16 protein-coding genes are annotated in these 14,402 nt (G+C 70.1%); 5 read left to right on the top strand and 11 right to left on the bottom strand.

All coding sequences use genetic code 11. The annotated features are described in order from the left end of the window. From QNJ12_RS20145 to QNJ12_RS20130, 4 genes are all read right to left on the bottom strand, one after another. On the bottom strand, positions 1–297 hold a 297-nt coding region (locus tag QNJ12_RS20145), incomplete at its 3' end, for a hypothetical protein (protein ID WP_300625431.1). Beyond that, on the bottom strand, positions 294–1,046 hold the full coding sequence (locus QNJ12_RS20140) for a TlyA family RNA methyltransferase (protein WP_300625429.1): 753 nt from the start codon (positions 1,044–1,046) through the stop codon (positions 294–296). The genes QNJ12_RS20140 and QNJ12_RS20145, both read right to left, overlap by 4 nt. Positions 1,047–1,050: 4 nt before the next feature. Next, positions 1,051–1,584: a hypothetical protein gene (locus QNJ12_RS20135; protein ID WP_300625427.1), complete on the bottom strand. Its 534-nt coding sequence runs from the start codon at positions 1,582–1,584 to the stop codon at positions 1,051–1,053. A gap of 76 nt (positions 1,585–1,660) precedes the next feature. Next, positions 1,661–2,449 carry an HAD-IIA family hydrolase gene (locus tag QNJ12_RS20130; protein WP_300625425.1) on the bottom strand — a complete coding sequence of 263 codons (789 nt, stop codon included), beginning with the start codon at positions 2,447–2,449 and terminating at the stop codon, positions 1,661–1,663. A 45-nt stretch (positions 2,450–2,494) separates the two neighbouring features. On the opposite strand from QNJ12_RS20130, the gene QNJ12_RS20125 reads away from it, so the two are divergent. Then, entirely contained in the window at positions 2,495–3,682 is a 1,188-nt protein-coding gene (locus QNJ12_RS20125) for a DUF1015 domain-containing protein (protein WP_300625423.1), read from the top strand. Between the two features lie 48 nt (positions 3,683–3,730). Here the strand turns inward: QNJ12_RS20125 and QNJ12_RS20120 are convergent, their stop codons facing one another. From QNJ12_RS20120 to fbaA, 3 genes are all read right to left on the bottom strand, one after another. After that, positions 3,731–5,599 carry a hypothetical protein gene (locus QNJ12_RS20120; RefSeq protein ID WP_300625421.1) on the bottom strand — a complete coding sequence of 623 codons (1,869 nt, stop codon included), beginning with the start codon at positions 5,597–5,599 and terminating at the stop codon, positions 3,731–3,733. A 111-nt stretch (positions 5,600–5,710) separates the two neighbouring features. Continuing rightward, positions 5,711–6,052, bottom strand: coding sequence for a hypothetical protein (locus tag QNJ12_RS20115; RefSeq protein ID WP_300625420.1), 342 nt, complete (start codon positions 6,050–6,052; stop codon positions 5,711–5,713). A 300-nt stretch (positions 6,053–6,352) separates the two neighbouring features. Further along, a complete protein-coding gene (gene fbaA / locus QNJ12_RS20110; protein WP_300625418.1) occupies positions 6,353–7,432 on the bottom strand; it encodes a class II fructose-bisphosphate aldolase in 1,080 nt (359 codons plus the stop codon). A gap of 87 nt (positions 7,433–7,519) precedes the next feature. Here fbaA and QNJ12_RS20105 point away from each other — a divergent pair, with 87 nt between their 5' ends. Both QNJ12_RS20105 and QNJ12_RS20100 read left to right on the top strand, forming a co-directional pair. Beyond that, a complete protein-coding gene (locus tag QNJ12_RS20105; RefSeq protein WP_300625416.1) occupies positions 7,520–8,041 on the top strand; it encodes a dCMP deaminase family protein in 522 nt (173 codons plus the stop codon). Positions 8,042–8,187: 146 nt separating this feature from the next. Beyond that, the gene (locus tag QNJ12_RS20100) at positions 8,188–9,681 is read left to right on the top strand and encodes a sulfatase (protein WP_300625433.1); all 1,494 of its coding nucleotides are present in this window, start codon (positions 8,188–8,190) and stop codon (positions 9,679–9,681) included. 9 nt (positions 9,682–9,690) lie between these two features. On the opposite strand, the gene QNJ12_RS20095 is transcribed toward QNJ12_RS20100, so the two are convergent. The 4 genes from QNJ12_RS20095 to QNJ12_RS20080 form a co-directional block, all read right to left on the bottom strand. Next, positions 9,691–10,725, bottom strand: a complete 1,035-nt coding sequence (locus tag QNJ12_RS20095) for an aldo/keto reductase (protein WP_300625414.1) — start codon at positions 10,723–10,725, stop codon at positions 9,691–9,693. Between the two features lie 106 nt (positions 10,726–10,831). Then, the gene (locus QNJ12_RS20090; protein ID WP_300625412.1) at positions 10,832–11,362 is read right to left on the bottom strand and encodes a DUF2510 domain-containing protein; all 531 of its coding nucleotides are present in this window, start codon (positions 11,360–11,362) and stop codon (positions 10,832–10,834) included. Continuing rightward, positions 11,362–12,390: an SPFH domain-containing protein gene (locus QNJ12_RS20085; RefSeq protein ID WP_300625410.1), complete on the bottom strand. Its 1,029-nt coding sequence runs from the start codon at positions 12,388–12,390 to the stop codon at positions 11,362–11,364. The genes QNJ12_RS20090 and QNJ12_RS20085 overlap by 1 nt, the downstream gene beginning before the upstream one ends. Beyond that, positions 12,387–12,902, bottom strand: coding sequence for an NfeD family protein (locus tag QNJ12_RS20080; protein ID WP_300625408.1), 516 nt, complete (start codon positions 12,900–12,902; stop codon positions 12,387–12,389). Before QNJ12_RS20080 ends, QNJ12_RS20085 begins: the two co-directional genes overlap by 4 nt. Before the next feature lie 248 nt (positions 12,903–13,150). Between QNJ12_RS20080 and QNJ12_RS20075 the strand changes: the two genes are divergently transcribed. Together QNJ12_RS20075 and QNJ12_RS20070 are read left to right on the top strand one after the other, a co-directional pair. Beyond that, entirely contained in the window at positions 13,151–14,212 is a 1,062-nt protein-coding gene (locus QNJ12_RS20075; protein WP_300625407.1) for a hypothetical protein, read from the top strand. Then, a partial coding sequence (locus QNJ12_RS20070) for a hypothetical protein (RefSeq protein ID WP_300625405.1) occupies positions 14,209–14,402 on the top strand: 194 nt, incomplete at its 3' end. The genes QNJ12_RS20075 and QNJ12_RS20070, both read left to right, overlap by 4 nt.

The following is a 14,402-nucleotide window of genomic DNA, read 5'->3' as shown; positions in this document are numbered from 1 at the left end:
GCCCACCACGAGCATGCCGGGGCACACGAGCTGGCCGCCACGACGGCGCGATGGCTGCGTGAACGCGGCCACGAGGCGTGGATGCCGAGCTCGGACGCCGAGCTGTTCGGGCTGGCCGACCTGGTCGGCGTCGGATGCCGGTGCGTCGCCGCCCAGGTCGGCCAGCCCGAACAGCTCGGCGTCCGAGCTCGGCATCCACGCCTCGTGGCCGCGTTCACGCAGCCATCGCGCCGTCGTGGCGGCCAGCTCGTGTGCCCCGGCATGCTCGTGGTGGGCGATCAGGTGGACGCGGATCACGACGCCGACCCCGGGGTCGTGAGATGAACGAGGAACTCACGGTTGCCGTCGGCGCCGGTGATCGGCGAGTCGGTCCAGCCGTTCACCACGCAGCCGGCCGCGCGGCACGCGTCGTCGACCTCGTGGCGCACGCGGTCGTGGACCTGCGGGTCGCTGACGACGCCGCGTCCGCGGCTGACCTCGTCGCGACCGGCTTCGAACTGGGGCTTGACGAGCAACACCATCGGCGCACCAGGCTGGCACACGGCGACGAGTCGATCGATGACGAGACGCAGCGAGATGAACGAGAGATCCGCCACGACGAGATCGACGGGGCCGCCGATCATCTCCGGCGTCACGTGCCTGACGTTGGTCCGCTCGAGGTTGAGCACGCGGGCATCGGCCCGCAGTCGTTCGTGGAGCTGGCCGTGGCCGACGTCGAGCGCGACGACGTGTGCGGCGCCGCGCTGCAGGAGGCAGTCGGTGAACCCGCCGGTGGAGGCACCCGCATCGAGAGCCCTCACACCACGCACGTCCACATCGAACACGTCGAGGGCGTGATCGAGCTTGAGCGCCCCGCGCCCGACGTACCGGGGCGGCGGCCCCACGAGGTGCAGTTGGTCGCCGGCGGCGACCTGCCGGGACGGCTTCTCGGCGACTGCGCCGTTGACGAGCACTCGGTGCTCGTCGATCAGCAGCTGGGCCTCGGTCCGGCTCGTGACGAGCTCTCGGCGGACGAGTTCGGCGTCGAGTCGCCGCCGACCGCTCACGCGATCAGGAGCGTGAGCGGCTGACCTTGCGCACGCCCGACGAGCCGACGGCCTTCTTGGCGGCGGCCTGCTTCTTCGCCGGCGCTTTCTTCGCCGCGGCCTTCTTCTTCGCCGGCGCCTTCTTCGCCGCGGCCTTCTTCTTCGCCGGCGCCTTCTTCGCTGCGGCCTTCTTCTTCGCAGGGGCCTTCTTCGCTGCGGCCTTCTTCTTCGCGGGGGCCTTCTTGGCGGGCTGAGCCTTCTTGCCGGGCGTGGTTCCGCGCATCTGGTTGGCGAGCGTCTCGACGCGATCCTCGAGCTCTTCGAACTGACCCGACAGCGCCTTCATCTGCTTGTTGACCTCGCGCTGCACCATCTCGCTGATGCGCTCGGAGGTTTCGCGGCCGCGATCGATGAGCGTCTGCACCATCTGCTCGGCGTCCTTGCGCCGCACCTCACCCTCTTGCACGAGCCTCTTCACGAGGGAATCGGCCTGCTTCCGGGACATCTCGGTGAAATGCACCCCGGCGTCGAGGAACTGCTTGATGGTTGAGTTGGCCATGCCGCCATGCTACCGGCGCGACCGAAGGCGGGATCACGAGGGCGTCGTCACCAGCCATGCCGGCGCGGCTCGGCGATCAGCTCAGCGCGTCGGCGACCGCGGCCAGGTCTGCTCCGTCGAACGCGGGAGCGGCGGGTATCGGATCGCCCGCGCCGGTCACCCCGGAACGCACGAGGGCGAACGGGACGCCGAGCTCGTCTGCGAAGCTGCCGTCGGTGCTCCACCGGTCGCCGACGACGATGGCGGTCGACGACGAGAAGTCGGGTCCGCAACGCAGCCGGGTCAGCTCTGCCATCGGGGCGAACGGCTTGCCGGCGACGACGGGCTGCGTCTCGGCCACCGTTGCGACTGCCGCCACCAGGGCGCCGGCGCCGGGCGTCGGCCCATCGGGCGTCGGGAAGGTCGGATCGAGGTTGGTGGCGATGAAGCGTGCGCCCGAGCGGATCGCAGCGTTGGCGGCCTGGAGCCGGGCGAAGTCGAAGCTGCGATGGAGGCCGACCACGACCGCGTCCGCCGGCCCGTAGTCGACGGCGAACGCACCGCGAGCGTCGACGGCCTCGGTCACCCCGGTGCCACCGCAGACCACGACCACCTCGTCGGGCTCGACCAGCGACGCGGCGGCTTGTGCACTGGTGATGACGTCGCCGTCGGCCGGCACGTCGATGGCGGCGAGGGCCGCTTCCTGCTCGGCGATCGGCGACATCGAGTTGTTGGTCACGAAGAGCACCCGCCGGCCGTCCGCCCGGAGTCGCGCGATGGCCTCGGGAGCGCCGGGGATCGCCTGACGCCGGAGCCACACCACCCCGTCGAGGTCGCAGAGCACGAACCGGATCGATGACCCGTCGAGTCCTGCAGCGGCCGGCATGGCATCCGTTGTAGCAGGCGACCCCGATCTGCCAGCCTGTGCGCCGTGCCCCGCTTCGAGCCCTTCGCCGCCCTCCGATACGCGTCGCTGCGCCTCGACGACGTGGTTGCGCCGCCCTACGACGTCCTGTCCGACGACGACGTCGACGCGCTCGAGCGGCGGGACCCTGCGAACGTCGTCCATGTCGACGTTCCTCGCGAGCGCGACGGCGCGGGCCGCTACGAGGCCGCCGGCGATCGGCTTCGGGAGTGGGTCGCAGCCGGCACGTTGGTGCGCGACGACGAGCCCGGCTTCACCCTGTACCGGATGTCGTTCGTCGACGCGACGGGGCGTGATCGCCAGATCGTCGGGGTGCTCGGCGGCCTCGAGGTGGTCGACGAGGGCGCCGGTGAGGTGCTCCCCCACGAACGTGTCACGCCGAAGGCGTCGACCGACCGGCTCGACCTCACGCGTGCGACCGCGGCCAACATGTCGCCGATCTGGGGTCTGTCGCTGGCGGGCGAGCTCACCTCGCTGCTGGTCGAACCGGGCGAACCCATCGGGACGGTCACCCGCGACGGTGTGACGCACAACGTCGAGCGGGTCGTCGATCCTGCCCGCGTCGCTGCGATCAGCGCGTTGGTGTGGTCCGACGACGTCTTGATCGCCGACGGCCACCATCGCTACGGCGTCGCCCGCCGCTACCGCGACGAGGTCCGCGCCGCCACCGGCTCGGACGAGACCTCGGCGGAGCTCACCCTGGCGTTCGTCAGCGAGCTCGTCTCCGAGCAGCTGAGCGTCGAAGCGATCCACCGCGTCTACCGCGACATCGACCGCGGCGCCCTCGTCTCGGCGCTCGAGGTCGGGTTCGAGCTCGAGCCAGCTGGCCCCGTCACTCGGGCGACGCTTGCCGAGATGGAGCGGCGCGGGTGCCTCTGCCTCCTCGATCGCGACGGCGAGGGCACGTGGCTGACGCCGCGACCCGGGGCGTTCGACGACGTGCGTCCGCTCGACGGCGTGTGGCTCGAGCACCTGCTCGATGCCACGTCGGCGTCGGTCACGTACCAGCACGGCGTCGACGAGCTCACGGCCCTGCTCGCCGGCGACGACTCGGTGACGGCAGCGGTCCTGATCCGCCCGGTCGGCGTCGCCGAGATCGAGCGCACCGCACGCGAGGGCCTGCTCATGCCGCCCAAGTCGACGTTCTTCACGCCGAAGCTGCTCACCGGGCTCGTGATCCGGCCGCTCGAGTAGCTCGCGCCGCCGGTCGCTTCGGACCGGCGCTCCTCGGCGGCAGGCCGGTCAGCCGTTGATGAACGACGCGGTCTCCCACGTCCGGTCGCGGTAGTGCTCCTTCACGCCGATGTCGCCGTACTCGCCGGTGGGGCCGCCCTCGATGTAGCGGATCGCCCATTCGGTGTACCACCGCCCGCTGAACCACACGCCGGTGCACCCCCAGGCGTCGCCGGCAGCGTAGGTGGCGCCACGCTCGACGGTGTTGAGCCACGTGAAGACACCCTCGTAGCACGCGCGCCAGACCGCGTACGTGTAGTCGAGGTTGTAGGCCGACGACGTGATCGCGTTGACGGAGTACTGGAACGCGGACTGGTGATGCGTGTCGCGCACCTGACCGAGGCCCCACGACTCGCCGTTGTCGCCGTTGGTCGACTGGTACCAGAACGACTCCTTGACCACCTGGGCCCGCGCGATGTCCTCGTCGATGCCCCACTTGCACGCCGCCCACTGGATGATCTCGTCGGTCGTGCCGGCGAAGTCGCCGTCGACCCGGCTGAACTCGGACCAGTCGCTGCGTGTGTTGGCGTTGGCGCGGCTGCCGCGCGTGCTGTTGGCCGTGGCGTTCTCGGGGCGGATCTCGGCGGCGGAGCGCACACGGTCCGCACACTCCGCGCCCGACGGCAGCACGGCACCCACCGGGAGCGTTTCGAAGCGATCGTCGCCGTCGGGCGGTGGCGGTGGGTCGGGCGGTGGTGGTGGGTCGGGCGGCGGATCGCGATCGACGGTGCCGTCGACGTAGCCGACGGCGTCGACGACGAGGTGGATCCGCGAGGCGTCGACGATCGTCGGCCGGAGGCACAGCTCGCCCGATGACGAGAGCTTGAGCGTGGCCTGGTTGGCGCGCAGGATGCCCGGCCAGAGGTTCAGCGTCGACGCCATCGGCTCGGCACTGCCGCACGGCCATGCCGTGACGAACCCGTGCGCGCTGCCGTTGACGGCGACGATGTTGACGGTCGCCCCGGACGCATCGTTCGGAACACCGGCCCGGCCCGCGACGCGCAGGCGCACCAACTGGCCGTCGGCGACGGCGCCGGACCGGCCGCCGAAGCCGGAGCGGGAGTCGAGCAGGCGGTCGGGCGTCAACGTGCGCAGTTGGCTGTCGGCGCCCATCCACCCGAAGCTGTCGACGATGACGTCGGTGTCGGCCGACGCCCTGAGACAGACGTCGCCGCCGCCGAGCGCCGTGAACGTGAAGTGCGGCACGATCTCGCCGGGCAGGTAGTTGAGCGTCGATGCGGTCGACGTGGCGCCGCACGGCTTGACGAGGATGAAGCCCGCCCGCTGCGGGAGCACGGCGGTGACGTTGAGTGCGGCGCCTGTGGCGCCACCGGGGATGCCCGGCGTCCCCGCCACGCGCACCCGGTACTCGCGCCCCGCCCGCAGCTCGGTCGTCTCGCGGGAGTCGAGCAACCGTTGCGGCCGGATGCCGTGCAGATCGCCGTCGTACGTGACGCCGGTCAGGTCGACGATCACGTGAACGGGCGACGACGCCGAGAAGCACAGACCGGCATCGGTGTACCGGAGCGCGGCTGCGTTGGGTGTGGCGTGGCCGGGGAAGTAGTTGAGGATCGACGTCGCCGGGGCGGCGTCCTGACACGACCAGGCCGAGATGAACCCGGGAGCGACGGCGCCGTCGCTCGTGATGTTGAGGAGCGCGGCGGTCTCACCGCTGCGCACGAGCCCTGGGATCGTGAGCCGGAGCACCTCGCCGGGCAACAGCCGACCCCGATCGGCACCGAGACCCGACCGTGTGTCGAGCACCCGCTTCGGGACGGCGAGATCGGTGGCGGCGCTGGCGGGCTCGGCCGGCGACCACGCCGGCACCGAGAGGGGCGCGAGCAGGAGGGCGGCGAGCAACACCGTTCGACGACTCATGGCTTCCTTTCATCGGCCCGAACGGGGGCCGCCAGCACTCTAGATGACAACGAGATGACAGATGCGTCATCAGACCGTCATATTTCCGATCACCCGTGACCGGGCCGCCGCCTACTCGTCGGCGACGATCAGCTCGGCGGCTGCGCCGGCCAACCGGCGCACCGCCGCCCGCCGCCGGGCGGGGACCACCTTGGCGGCGACGACTTCGGTGCGGCTCTGCGTGGCGCCCGAGGCGCGGAAGAAGCGACGATGGACGTGACCGGCGACGACGACCTCGTCGTCGGCGCGGCACTCGACGGCGACGTCGGCGACCGAGATCGGCACGGTGGATGCCACGCCGCCACATCGTGTGGTGAGGTCGAACTGGGTGACGGTGCCACCCGAGGCGAGCGTACGTGCGACCGGGTCGCGGTGGACCGTGCCCCGCAGGAACACGACGTTGGTGTCGAACATGGTGGATGCCCTTCGTGATGGGTTGACGAAGGGGAAGCCGGTGCTCGGCACGCTACGGGTGGGGTGTCGCACAGTGGCGGCCGTGTCGTCGCCGCACCCGTGCCAGCACGTCGGCCGCGTCGTCGCCGCAGCCGTTCCAGCACGTCGGCCGTGTCGTCGCCGCAGCCGTTCCAGCACGTCGGCCGTGTCGTCGCCGCAGCCGTTCCAGCACGTCGGCCGTGTCGTCGCCGCAGCGGTGCCAGCACGTCGGCCGCGTCATCGCGGCTGCTGTCTCGTCGCGGTCGCAGCGGCGACGTGAGGTCAGGCCAGGGTGCCGACGTTGTTCAGCTCGCGGAACGCCTGCTCGAGTCGCTCGACGAACCCGACCTCGCCGGAACGGAGCCACGCCCGCGGGTCGTACTGCTTCTTGTTGGGGCGGTCCTCCCCCTCGGGATTCCCGATCTGACCCTGCAGGTAGTCGTGGTGGTCCTGCTCGTAACCGCGCACGCCGTCCCAGAACGCCCACTGCAGATCGGTGTCGATGTTCATCTTCACCACGCCATAGCTGATCGCCTCGGCGATCTCGGCGGCCGACGAGCCGGAACCGCCGTGGAACACGAAATCGACCGGCCGCTCAGCCGTGTCGAACTTGGTCTGGATGAACTCCTGGCTGTCGCGCAGGATCGTCGGGGTGAGCTTGACGTTGCCGGGCTTGTAGACGCCGTGGACGTTGCCGAACGCGGCCGCGATGGTGAACCGGTCGCTCACCTTCATCAGCTCCTCGTACACGTAGGCGACCTCCTCGGGCTTGGTGTAGAGATCGCTCTCGTCGGCACCGGTGTTGTCGACGCCGTCCTCCTCACCGCCGGTGATCCCCAGCTCCATCTCGAGCGTCATGCCGATCGCCGACATCCGCTCGAGGTAGCGCTTGCAGGTCTCGACGTTGTCCTCGAGCGGCTCTTCGGAGAGGTCGAGCATGTGCGAGCTGAACAGTGGTCGACCGGTGGCAGCGTGGTGCGCCTCACCGGCCTCGATCAGCCCGTCGACCCACGGCAACAGCTTCTTCGCGCAGTGATCGGTGTGGAGGATGACCCGCGCGCCGTACGACTCGGCGAGGCGGTTGACATGGTCCGCGCCGGCCAGCGAACCGAGCACCGAGGCACGGTGCGAGTCGACCCCGATGCCCTTGCCGGCGACGAACGCACCGCCGCTGTTCGAGAACTGGATGATGACCGGCGAGTTGAGACGGGCGGCGGTCTCCATGACAGCGTTCATCGAGTTCGACCCGATGCAGTTCGCGGCGGGCAATGCGAAGCCCTTCGCCTTCGCGAGGGCGAACACCTCCTTCACCTCGGGACCGGTGATGACACCGGGGGCGAAGTCGTTGCGAGGCTCGGTCATGACGGGTACCGCTTTCGTGTCGAAGCCGCGCGGAGCGGCATAGGGCAGCGTCTCGGCAGCGTAGCGCTCACTCGCTACCGTGGCCTGATGAGCGACGGTGACGCCGCGACCACCTCGCTGCCCGATCGCGACGAGTACTACCTGGCGCTGGCGTTCACGGCGGCTCGGCGCGCGAACTGCCGCGGTCGGAGCGTCGGAGCGATCCTCGTCAAGGGCGACCGAGTGATCGCCACCGGCTACAACGGCACCCCTCAAGGTCTCCCGAACTGCCTCGACGGCGGGTGCCTCCGCTGCAATGACCGCGACCGGTTCGAGTCGGGCACCCACTACGACCTGTGCATCTGCGTCCATGCCGAGTCGAATGCGCTGCTGACCGCCGGCCGCTTCGGCGCGTCGACCGACGGCACCACGGTGTACACCACGGACCAGCCCTGCTTCGCGTGCAGCAAGGAGCTGATCCAGGCCGGCGTCGTCAAGGTGTACTACGCCCGAACATGGCACGCGGACCAACGCGTGCACGACGACTACCAGCGCCTCCAAGAGCGTCTCGCCGCCGAGCACGTGCCGACCGAGTACGAGATCGTCAGCATCGACGAGGTCCAGCGGTGACGGACGCGTCGGCGGCTCCGCCGGTCGGCCGAGCACGCCCGGACGCGGTGCACCAAACAAGCGGGCGAGCGTCGAAGCCGAGCGGAGACAGCGAGCCCGACGGCGACGCCGATCCGGCCCCGCCCGTCGGTGGAGTACCCAGAAGGATCGTCGTCGTCCTGCTCGACAGCCTCAACCGTCACATGCTGGGCGCCTACGGCGGCGACGAGTTCGAGACGCCGAACCTCGACCGCTTCGCTGACACCGCCACCGTGTTCGACCGACACCACGTCGGCTCGCTGCCGTGCATGCCGGCCCGCCACGACCTGCTGGTCGGCGCCCTCGACTTCCTGTGGCGTCCGTGGGGTTCGATCGAGGTCTGGGAGGAGGCGCTGACGACCGAGCTCCGGCGGCGCGGCATCACCAGCGTGCTGATCTCGGATCACCCGCACCTGTTCGAGACCGGCGGCGAGAACTACCACGTCGATTTCACCGCATGGGACTACCAGCGCGGGCACGAAGGTGACCCGTGGCGCACACGGCCGGACCCGTCCTGGGTCGGCGCCCCGGCGCTGCCCGCGGCCGGCGGCAGGCACCACCGTCCCTACGACGACAGCCGGACGTGGTTCCGGGACGAGGCCGACTTCCCCGGCCCGCGCACGATGCGGGCGGCGGCCGAGTGGCTGCGGCGGGACGCACCGCACCACGACTGCTTCCTGCTGCTCGTCGACGAGTTCGACCCCCACGAGCCGTTCGACACGCCCGAGCCATGGGCGTCGAGGTACGACCCCGGCTGGCGGGGTGAGCGACTCATCTGGCCGCCGTACGCGGTCGACGCGATCGCGCGCGGCGTCGTGACCGATCGCGACGCGGCCCACATCCGCGCCAACTACGGGGCGAAGCTGTCGATGATCGACCACTGGTTCGGCAGCGTGCTCGACGCGGTCGACGCGCTCGGCGACGACGTCGCCGTGGTCGTCTGCACCGACCACGGCCACTACCTCGGCGAGCACGACACGTTCGGCAAGCCCGGGTCGCCGATCTGGCGCGAGCTCGGGCACGTCCCGCTGATGATCCGCTGGCCCGGCCGCCCGGCAGGACGCACCGACGCGCTGACGACGACCGTCGATCTGCACGCCACGCTCTGCGACGTGTTCGGCATCGAGGCCGAGCACCGCACGCACGGCCGCTCGCTCGTGCCGCTGCTCGCCGGCTCGAGCTCGACGGTGCGCGAGCACGTGCTCACCGGCTACTGGAGCCGCCACGTGTACGTCATCGACGAGCACCGCACCTACGGCCGGTCAGCCGTCGGCGACGCCCATCCGATCGAGATGTGGTCGAACCGCTGGTCGTCGATGCCGATCTGGCACGCCGCACCCGAGTACCGGTTCCCACCCCCCGACCAGCGGGCGACGTTGACCACGATGCCGGGCAGCACGACACCCGTGATCCGCCAGCCGTTCGCGCCGGGTGACCTCCTCCCCTTCTGGGCGTACGGAGCTCCCGTCGACGACCACCACCTCTACGACGTCGACGACGTCGGCGAGACCGAGAACCGGACGGGTTCCGGGGCCGAACGCGATGCGCTCGAACTGCTGCGACACGCCCTCGACGAGGTCGAGGCGCCCGCCCACCAGTACGACCGCCTCGGGTTGGCGTGATGCGCGCGCTCAGCGCCCCCTCTGTGCGTTGTCGATGAAGTCGTCGTAGGGGTACGAGCCGTCGACGTGGCTGACGCGGTCGAGGGCCGCCATGTCGTCCTCGGTCAGCTCGATGTCGATCGCGCCGAGGTTGGACTCGAGCTGCTCGAAGCGGGATGCGCCGAGGATCGGCGCGGTTACGACGGCGTGCTGGGCCACCCAGCGGATGGCGACCGTGGCAGGAGAGGTGCCGTGTGCCTCCGCGATCCGTCGGAGCTCGTCGACGATGCCCCACGTGTGCTCGGTGGCGTAGCGGGCCCACGTCTCGCTCCACCCCTGCTCCTCGGCGGTCTTGACGCGCGAGCCCTCGGGTGGACCGGCCATCTCTCGTGTGTAGCGACCACTCAGCCAACCTCCTCGCAGCGGTGCCCACGGGATCACGCCGACGCCCTCGGCTGCGCACACCTCCAGCACCTCCCACTCGGTCTCGCGAGCCAGCAGGTTGTACTGCGGCTGATGGCTCACGAACGCCTCGAGGCCGAGCTGGCGGCTGGTGTCGATCATCTTCTGGAGCTGCCAGCCGCGGAGGTTCGACGAGCCGAGGTAGCGCACCTTGCCGTCGCGGACGAGTTGGTCGAGCGTGGTCAACGTCTCCTCGATGGGCGTGCCGCGGTCCCAGCAGTGGATCTGGAACAGGTCGAGGTGGTCGGTGCCGAGGCGCCGGAGGCTCGCCTCGAGCGACGAGATGACGTGCTTGCGCGAGAGGCCGACGTCGTTCATGCCCTCCCCCGTCGGGAACCGCACCTTGCTGGCGACGACGACGTCGTCGCGGTTCTTGCCGGCGAGCCAGCGGGCGAACACCTCGTCGGCCGTGCCGTTGCCGTAGACGTCGGCGGTGTCGATGAAGTTGCCGCCGCGCTCGGTGAACAGGTCGAGCATCGCGTGGCTGGTCGCTTCGTCCGCCTCGCGACCGAATGTCATCGTGCCGAAGGCGAACTCGCTGACCTTCAGGCCCGATCGGCCGAGATACGTGCTCTCCATGTGGGCGCCAGCACCGTTGGGCATCGTCGTCCTCCTCGTTCGTCGACACGTCCAGTCAACAACGCGGGCGCGTGTGATCGTCAGAGGCGGGAGACCCGTTCCCGGCGCGGACCTGTCGCGATGACGGGCGCTACCAGAGCACCATCGAGGCGACGCCGAGGCCGTCCTCGTCGTCGGTGATGTTGTCGATCCGGTCGCCGATCCACTCGAACAGGCTCACCTGGGCGAAGATCTGGAACGCCAGCCAGGCGACCAGCAGGATGACGGCGGCGACCGAGGCGATGCGGATCCAGCGAGTGAACTTCGACGTGTACTCCGAGATCAGCGGACCGAGCTGCGACGTCGCCGAGCGTGCCTGCGCACCGAACATCTGGGCGGCGCGTTCGGCCTCGGCGCGTGCCGCCATGCGGACCTGGTTGATGATCGCCTCGGAGTCCGCGCGCGACATGCCGCCCATGCGTGGCGGCAGCGGCACGCCGTCGATCGACTGACCGAAGTCGTCGGCGTGCTCGCGTTCGTACGCGGCCCGGATCTCGACCACGCCGGGGGTGGGCGGGGCGCGGTAGCGATCGGACCAATCGGTGCCCTCCCACCATCGCAGGCGGGAACCGCCCTCGGGGTCGGGGTACCAGCCGGCCGGAGGTGCGTCTTCGACGCGCATCAGCTGCTCCCCCCGCCTCCCATGACCTCGACGCGCTCGTCAGGGTCGGGAATCGGCAGGCCGTCCTTGGGGCGGATCTCGTCGCTGGCATCGTCGGGCTTGATCGCCTCGGACAGGGCGGCGACACTGCCGAGCAGGCCCGAGAACTCGGCAGGGATGACGAGCTTCGTCGCGCGCCCGTCGCCGATCTTCTCGAGCGCCTGCAGGTACTCGACGGTCAGCACGTTCTTGTCGGCGTCGGCGGTCTTGATGCCCGTCAGGCGAGCGTTCGCAGCGGCGCCTTCACCCTCGCCGAGCAGCTGCAAGCGGAGCTTGTCGGCCTTGGCGCGCAGCTCGATCGCCTGTGCGTCGCCCTCGGCGTCGAGGATCGCGGCCTGCTTGCGGCCCTCGGCTGCGAGCACGGCCGACTGCTTCTCGCCGTCGGCGCGGGCGATCGCCGCCTCTTGGTAACCCTGGGCCTCGGTGACGGTGGCACGGCGGTCGCGCTCGGCCTTCATCTGCGCGTGCATGGCCGACACGACTTCCGGCGGTGGGTCGATGCGCTGGATCTCGACTCGGACGACTCGCACGCCCCACTTGTCGGTGGCGTCGTCGAGCACCTCGCGCAGTTGGGTGTTGATCGTGTCGCGCGACGTGAGTGCCTTGTCGAGCTCGAGGTCACCGATCAGGTTGCGGAGGTTGGTCTGGGCGAGCTTGGTGATGGCGGTGAAGAAGTCGGCCACGTTGTACACCAGGCGCTGCGGGTCGGTGGCCTCGTAGTACACGACGGCGTCGACGGACACGACCACGTTGTCGGACGTGATGACCTCCTGCGGGGGCACGTCGACGACCTGCTCGCGCATGTCGATCAGCTGCATCGTCTCGATGAACGGGACGATCAGGGTGAGACCCGGCTGGCGGGTGGTCTTGTACTTGCCGAGCCGTTCGACGAGACCGCGCTGATAGGGGCGCACGATCTTGACCGCGGCCGCGAGGACCGCGAGGCCGACGATCGCGACGGCGACGATCAGGATGACGATCACACTCATGCTTGCTCTCCTTCTGTCGCCTCGTTCGGCGACTCGATCGGTACGACGACGACGCGTGTGCCCTTCATCGACGCGACGCGCACGCGACTGCCGGCCTCGAACGTGCGTGGCACGTCGGAGACGGCGCCCCAGACCTCACCGTCGACGGTGACCCTGCCCTTGCGGTCGGTGTCGTCGGGCACGATCGGCGTCGTCACGATCGCGGTCAGCCCGACGAGGCGGTCGGCGCCGACGCCGGGGTCCATCGTGTTGACCTTCATGAAGCGTTGCGCCCACCGGTACATGAAGGCGAACAGCGCCGCCCCGCCGAAGACGAAGACGCCCCACTGGACCTCGATCGGCACGTCGTAGAAGGCGAGGATCGCGGCGATGAAGGCCGAGACGGCGAAGGGCAGGATGATGAACGTGCCGGCGACGAGCGTGAGCTCGACGAGGGCGAACACCACGGCGGTGCCCAGCCAGACCCACGGCCAGACATCGAGGTCGATCCCGAGGTCCAACGCGGCGAACATGCGTTTCACACTAGGGCGGATCTATGACGAATTCGTGACGAACGGATGTGATCGCGCCTGGTGACCCCGCACGGCCGGCCCGTCCCGGCGGCCGAACACGAACCCGATCTCGACGTCGGCGACGCGGCGCATCGGTGCTCGACGGCCACGGGCTCGTGAGGGTCGAGCCGGATCGCTGAGCCAACCGTCGATCGATGCGCCTCGTCGGGGTGCGGTCTCGCCGATGGCGGAGATGCGACGATGGCAACGTGACTGCCGTCGGTTTCACGGTTGCCCTCGCGGTGGCGCTCCTCTGCATCGCCGTGGTGGCGGTCGCAGTGGTCGTGTGGCGCCGCGCACGGCAGCCGCGGATCGTGGCACGGCTGCGGTACCCGTCGACTCCGCCCGCCGTGTCGGTGCGCCTTGAGATCGATCGCGGCCAGGCCCACTGGGTCGTGGCGCACCGCGCCGGCTTCCCGACCACGGTCGTCGACATCGTCACCTATCGGCCCTCCGGCAGCTCGCTCCCCTGGGCAGGCGACCCGATCGCGGACCCGATCGTTCTCGGGCCGGGGGACACGGCGCGCCTCGCCGCGGTCCTGCCGGACCGCAGGGTGCCCTACGACGTGGTCGTCGCGTGGACCATCCGGCATGACCGCGGTGATCGACGCGGCTCACACGTCTTCGTGGTGTCGCCGCCGTGGGCGGCCGACCCGGCGCGGGCCGCTGCGGTGGCTGGACGCCGCGCGACGCGGGTGTTCGCCCTCATCGGAGCGCTCGCGATCTTGTCCGCGCTCGTGATCGCCGGGGGATCGTGGCTCGTGGCGGGCGGCGACGACGGCACTGACGAGACGCCGCGGAGCGTCGACGACGCCGCAGCTCCCTCGCGGTCGGTCACGGCACCGGCACTGGTATCGACCATCGCGACGACTGCGAGCGCAACGACGCTGACCACAACGACCACCACGACCACCACCACGACCACCACGTCGACGACATCGTCGACCTCCACGACCACGTTGCTATCGACCACGACGGTCGCGCGGCCACCGGCGGACCCCGCCGGGCGGCGCATCGTCATCAGCGGGCGGGTCGACGACTGCCGATTCGGCGCAGACTGCCTGATCGCCAGCTTCACGCTGGACGGATTCGAGGCCCGGTCGGGCGACTACGTGTGCGAGTTCGGCGACGGCAGCCGCTTCGTCTTCCGCTTCATCGGCGACGGCGCCGAGGACGCGTGCGCGACGTCGGGGACGAACCCGTCGATCACGATCGAGGTCGACGGCGTTCGCTCGTCGACGATCACCCGCGAATCATTTGACGGCGGATGACGCCAGAGGACCACGCGATCGAGGACGTGGATCAGTCGGCGTGCATCCTGCCCATGAACGTGTCGGCCATCCTCGGTTGCAGGGGCAACCTGAGCGAGGGCAGCTTCGACACGATCGCCGGTGGCGGCGGCCTGCGGTGCGCGATCGCCGGACAGGGCATCTGTGGCGAGTACGCCACCGATCCGGCTGA

Source organism: Ilumatobacter sp. (assembly GCF_030065885.1).
Classification (GTDB): Bacteria; Actinomycetota; Acidimicrobiia; order Acidimicrobiales; family Ilumatobacteraceae; genus Ilumatobacter.
This window is presented reverse-complemented; position numbering and strand designations above follow the sequence as displayed.

What these genes read in the sequence shown, in the direction of transcription:
- QNJ12_RS20135 (WP_300625427.1), bottom strand. Translation starts at nt 1,584, where the DNA reads ATGGCCAACTCAACCATCAAGCAGTTCCTCGACGCCGGGGTGCATTTC.
- QNJ12_RS20130 (WP_300625425.1), bottom strand. Translation starts at nt 2,449, where the DNA reads ATGCCGGCCGCTGCAGGACTCGACGGGTCATCGATCCGGTTCGTGCTC.
- QNJ12_RS20120 (WP_300625421.1), bottom strand. Translation starts at nt 5,599, where the DNA reads ATGAGTCGTCGAACGGTGTTGCTCGCCGCCCTCCTGCTCGCGCCCCTC.
- QNJ12_RS20115 (WP_300625420.1), bottom strand. Translation starts at nt 6,052, where the DNA reads ATGTTCGACACCAACGTCGTGTTCCTGCGGGGCACGGTCCACCGCGAC.
- fbaA (WP_300625418.1), bottom strand. Translation starts at nt 7,432, where the DNA reads ATGACCGAGCCTCGCAACGACTTCGCCCCCGGTGTCATCACCGGTCCC.
- QNJ12_RS20105 (WP_300625416.1), top strand. Translation starts at nt 7,520, where the DNA reads ATGAGCGACGGTGACGCCGCGACCACCTCGCTGCCCGATCGCGACGAG.
- QNJ12_RS20095 (WP_300625414.1), bottom strand. Translation starts at nt 10,725, where the DNA reads ATGCCCAACGGTGCTGGCGCCCACATGGAGAGCACGTATCTCGGCCGA.
- QNJ12_RS20090 (WP_300625412.1), bottom strand. Translation starts at nt 11,362, where the DNA reads ATGCGCGTCGAAGACGCACCTCCGGCCGGCTGGTACCCCGACCCCGAG.
- QNJ12_RS20085 (WP_300625410.1), bottom strand. Translation starts at nt 12,390, where the DNA reads ATGAGTGTGATCGTCATCCTGATCGTCGCCGTCGCGATCGTCGGCCTC.
- QNJ12_RS20080 (WP_300625408.1), bottom strand. Translation starts at nt 12,902, where the DNA reads ATGTTCGCCGCGTTGGACCTCGGGATCGACCTCGATGTCTGGCCGTGG.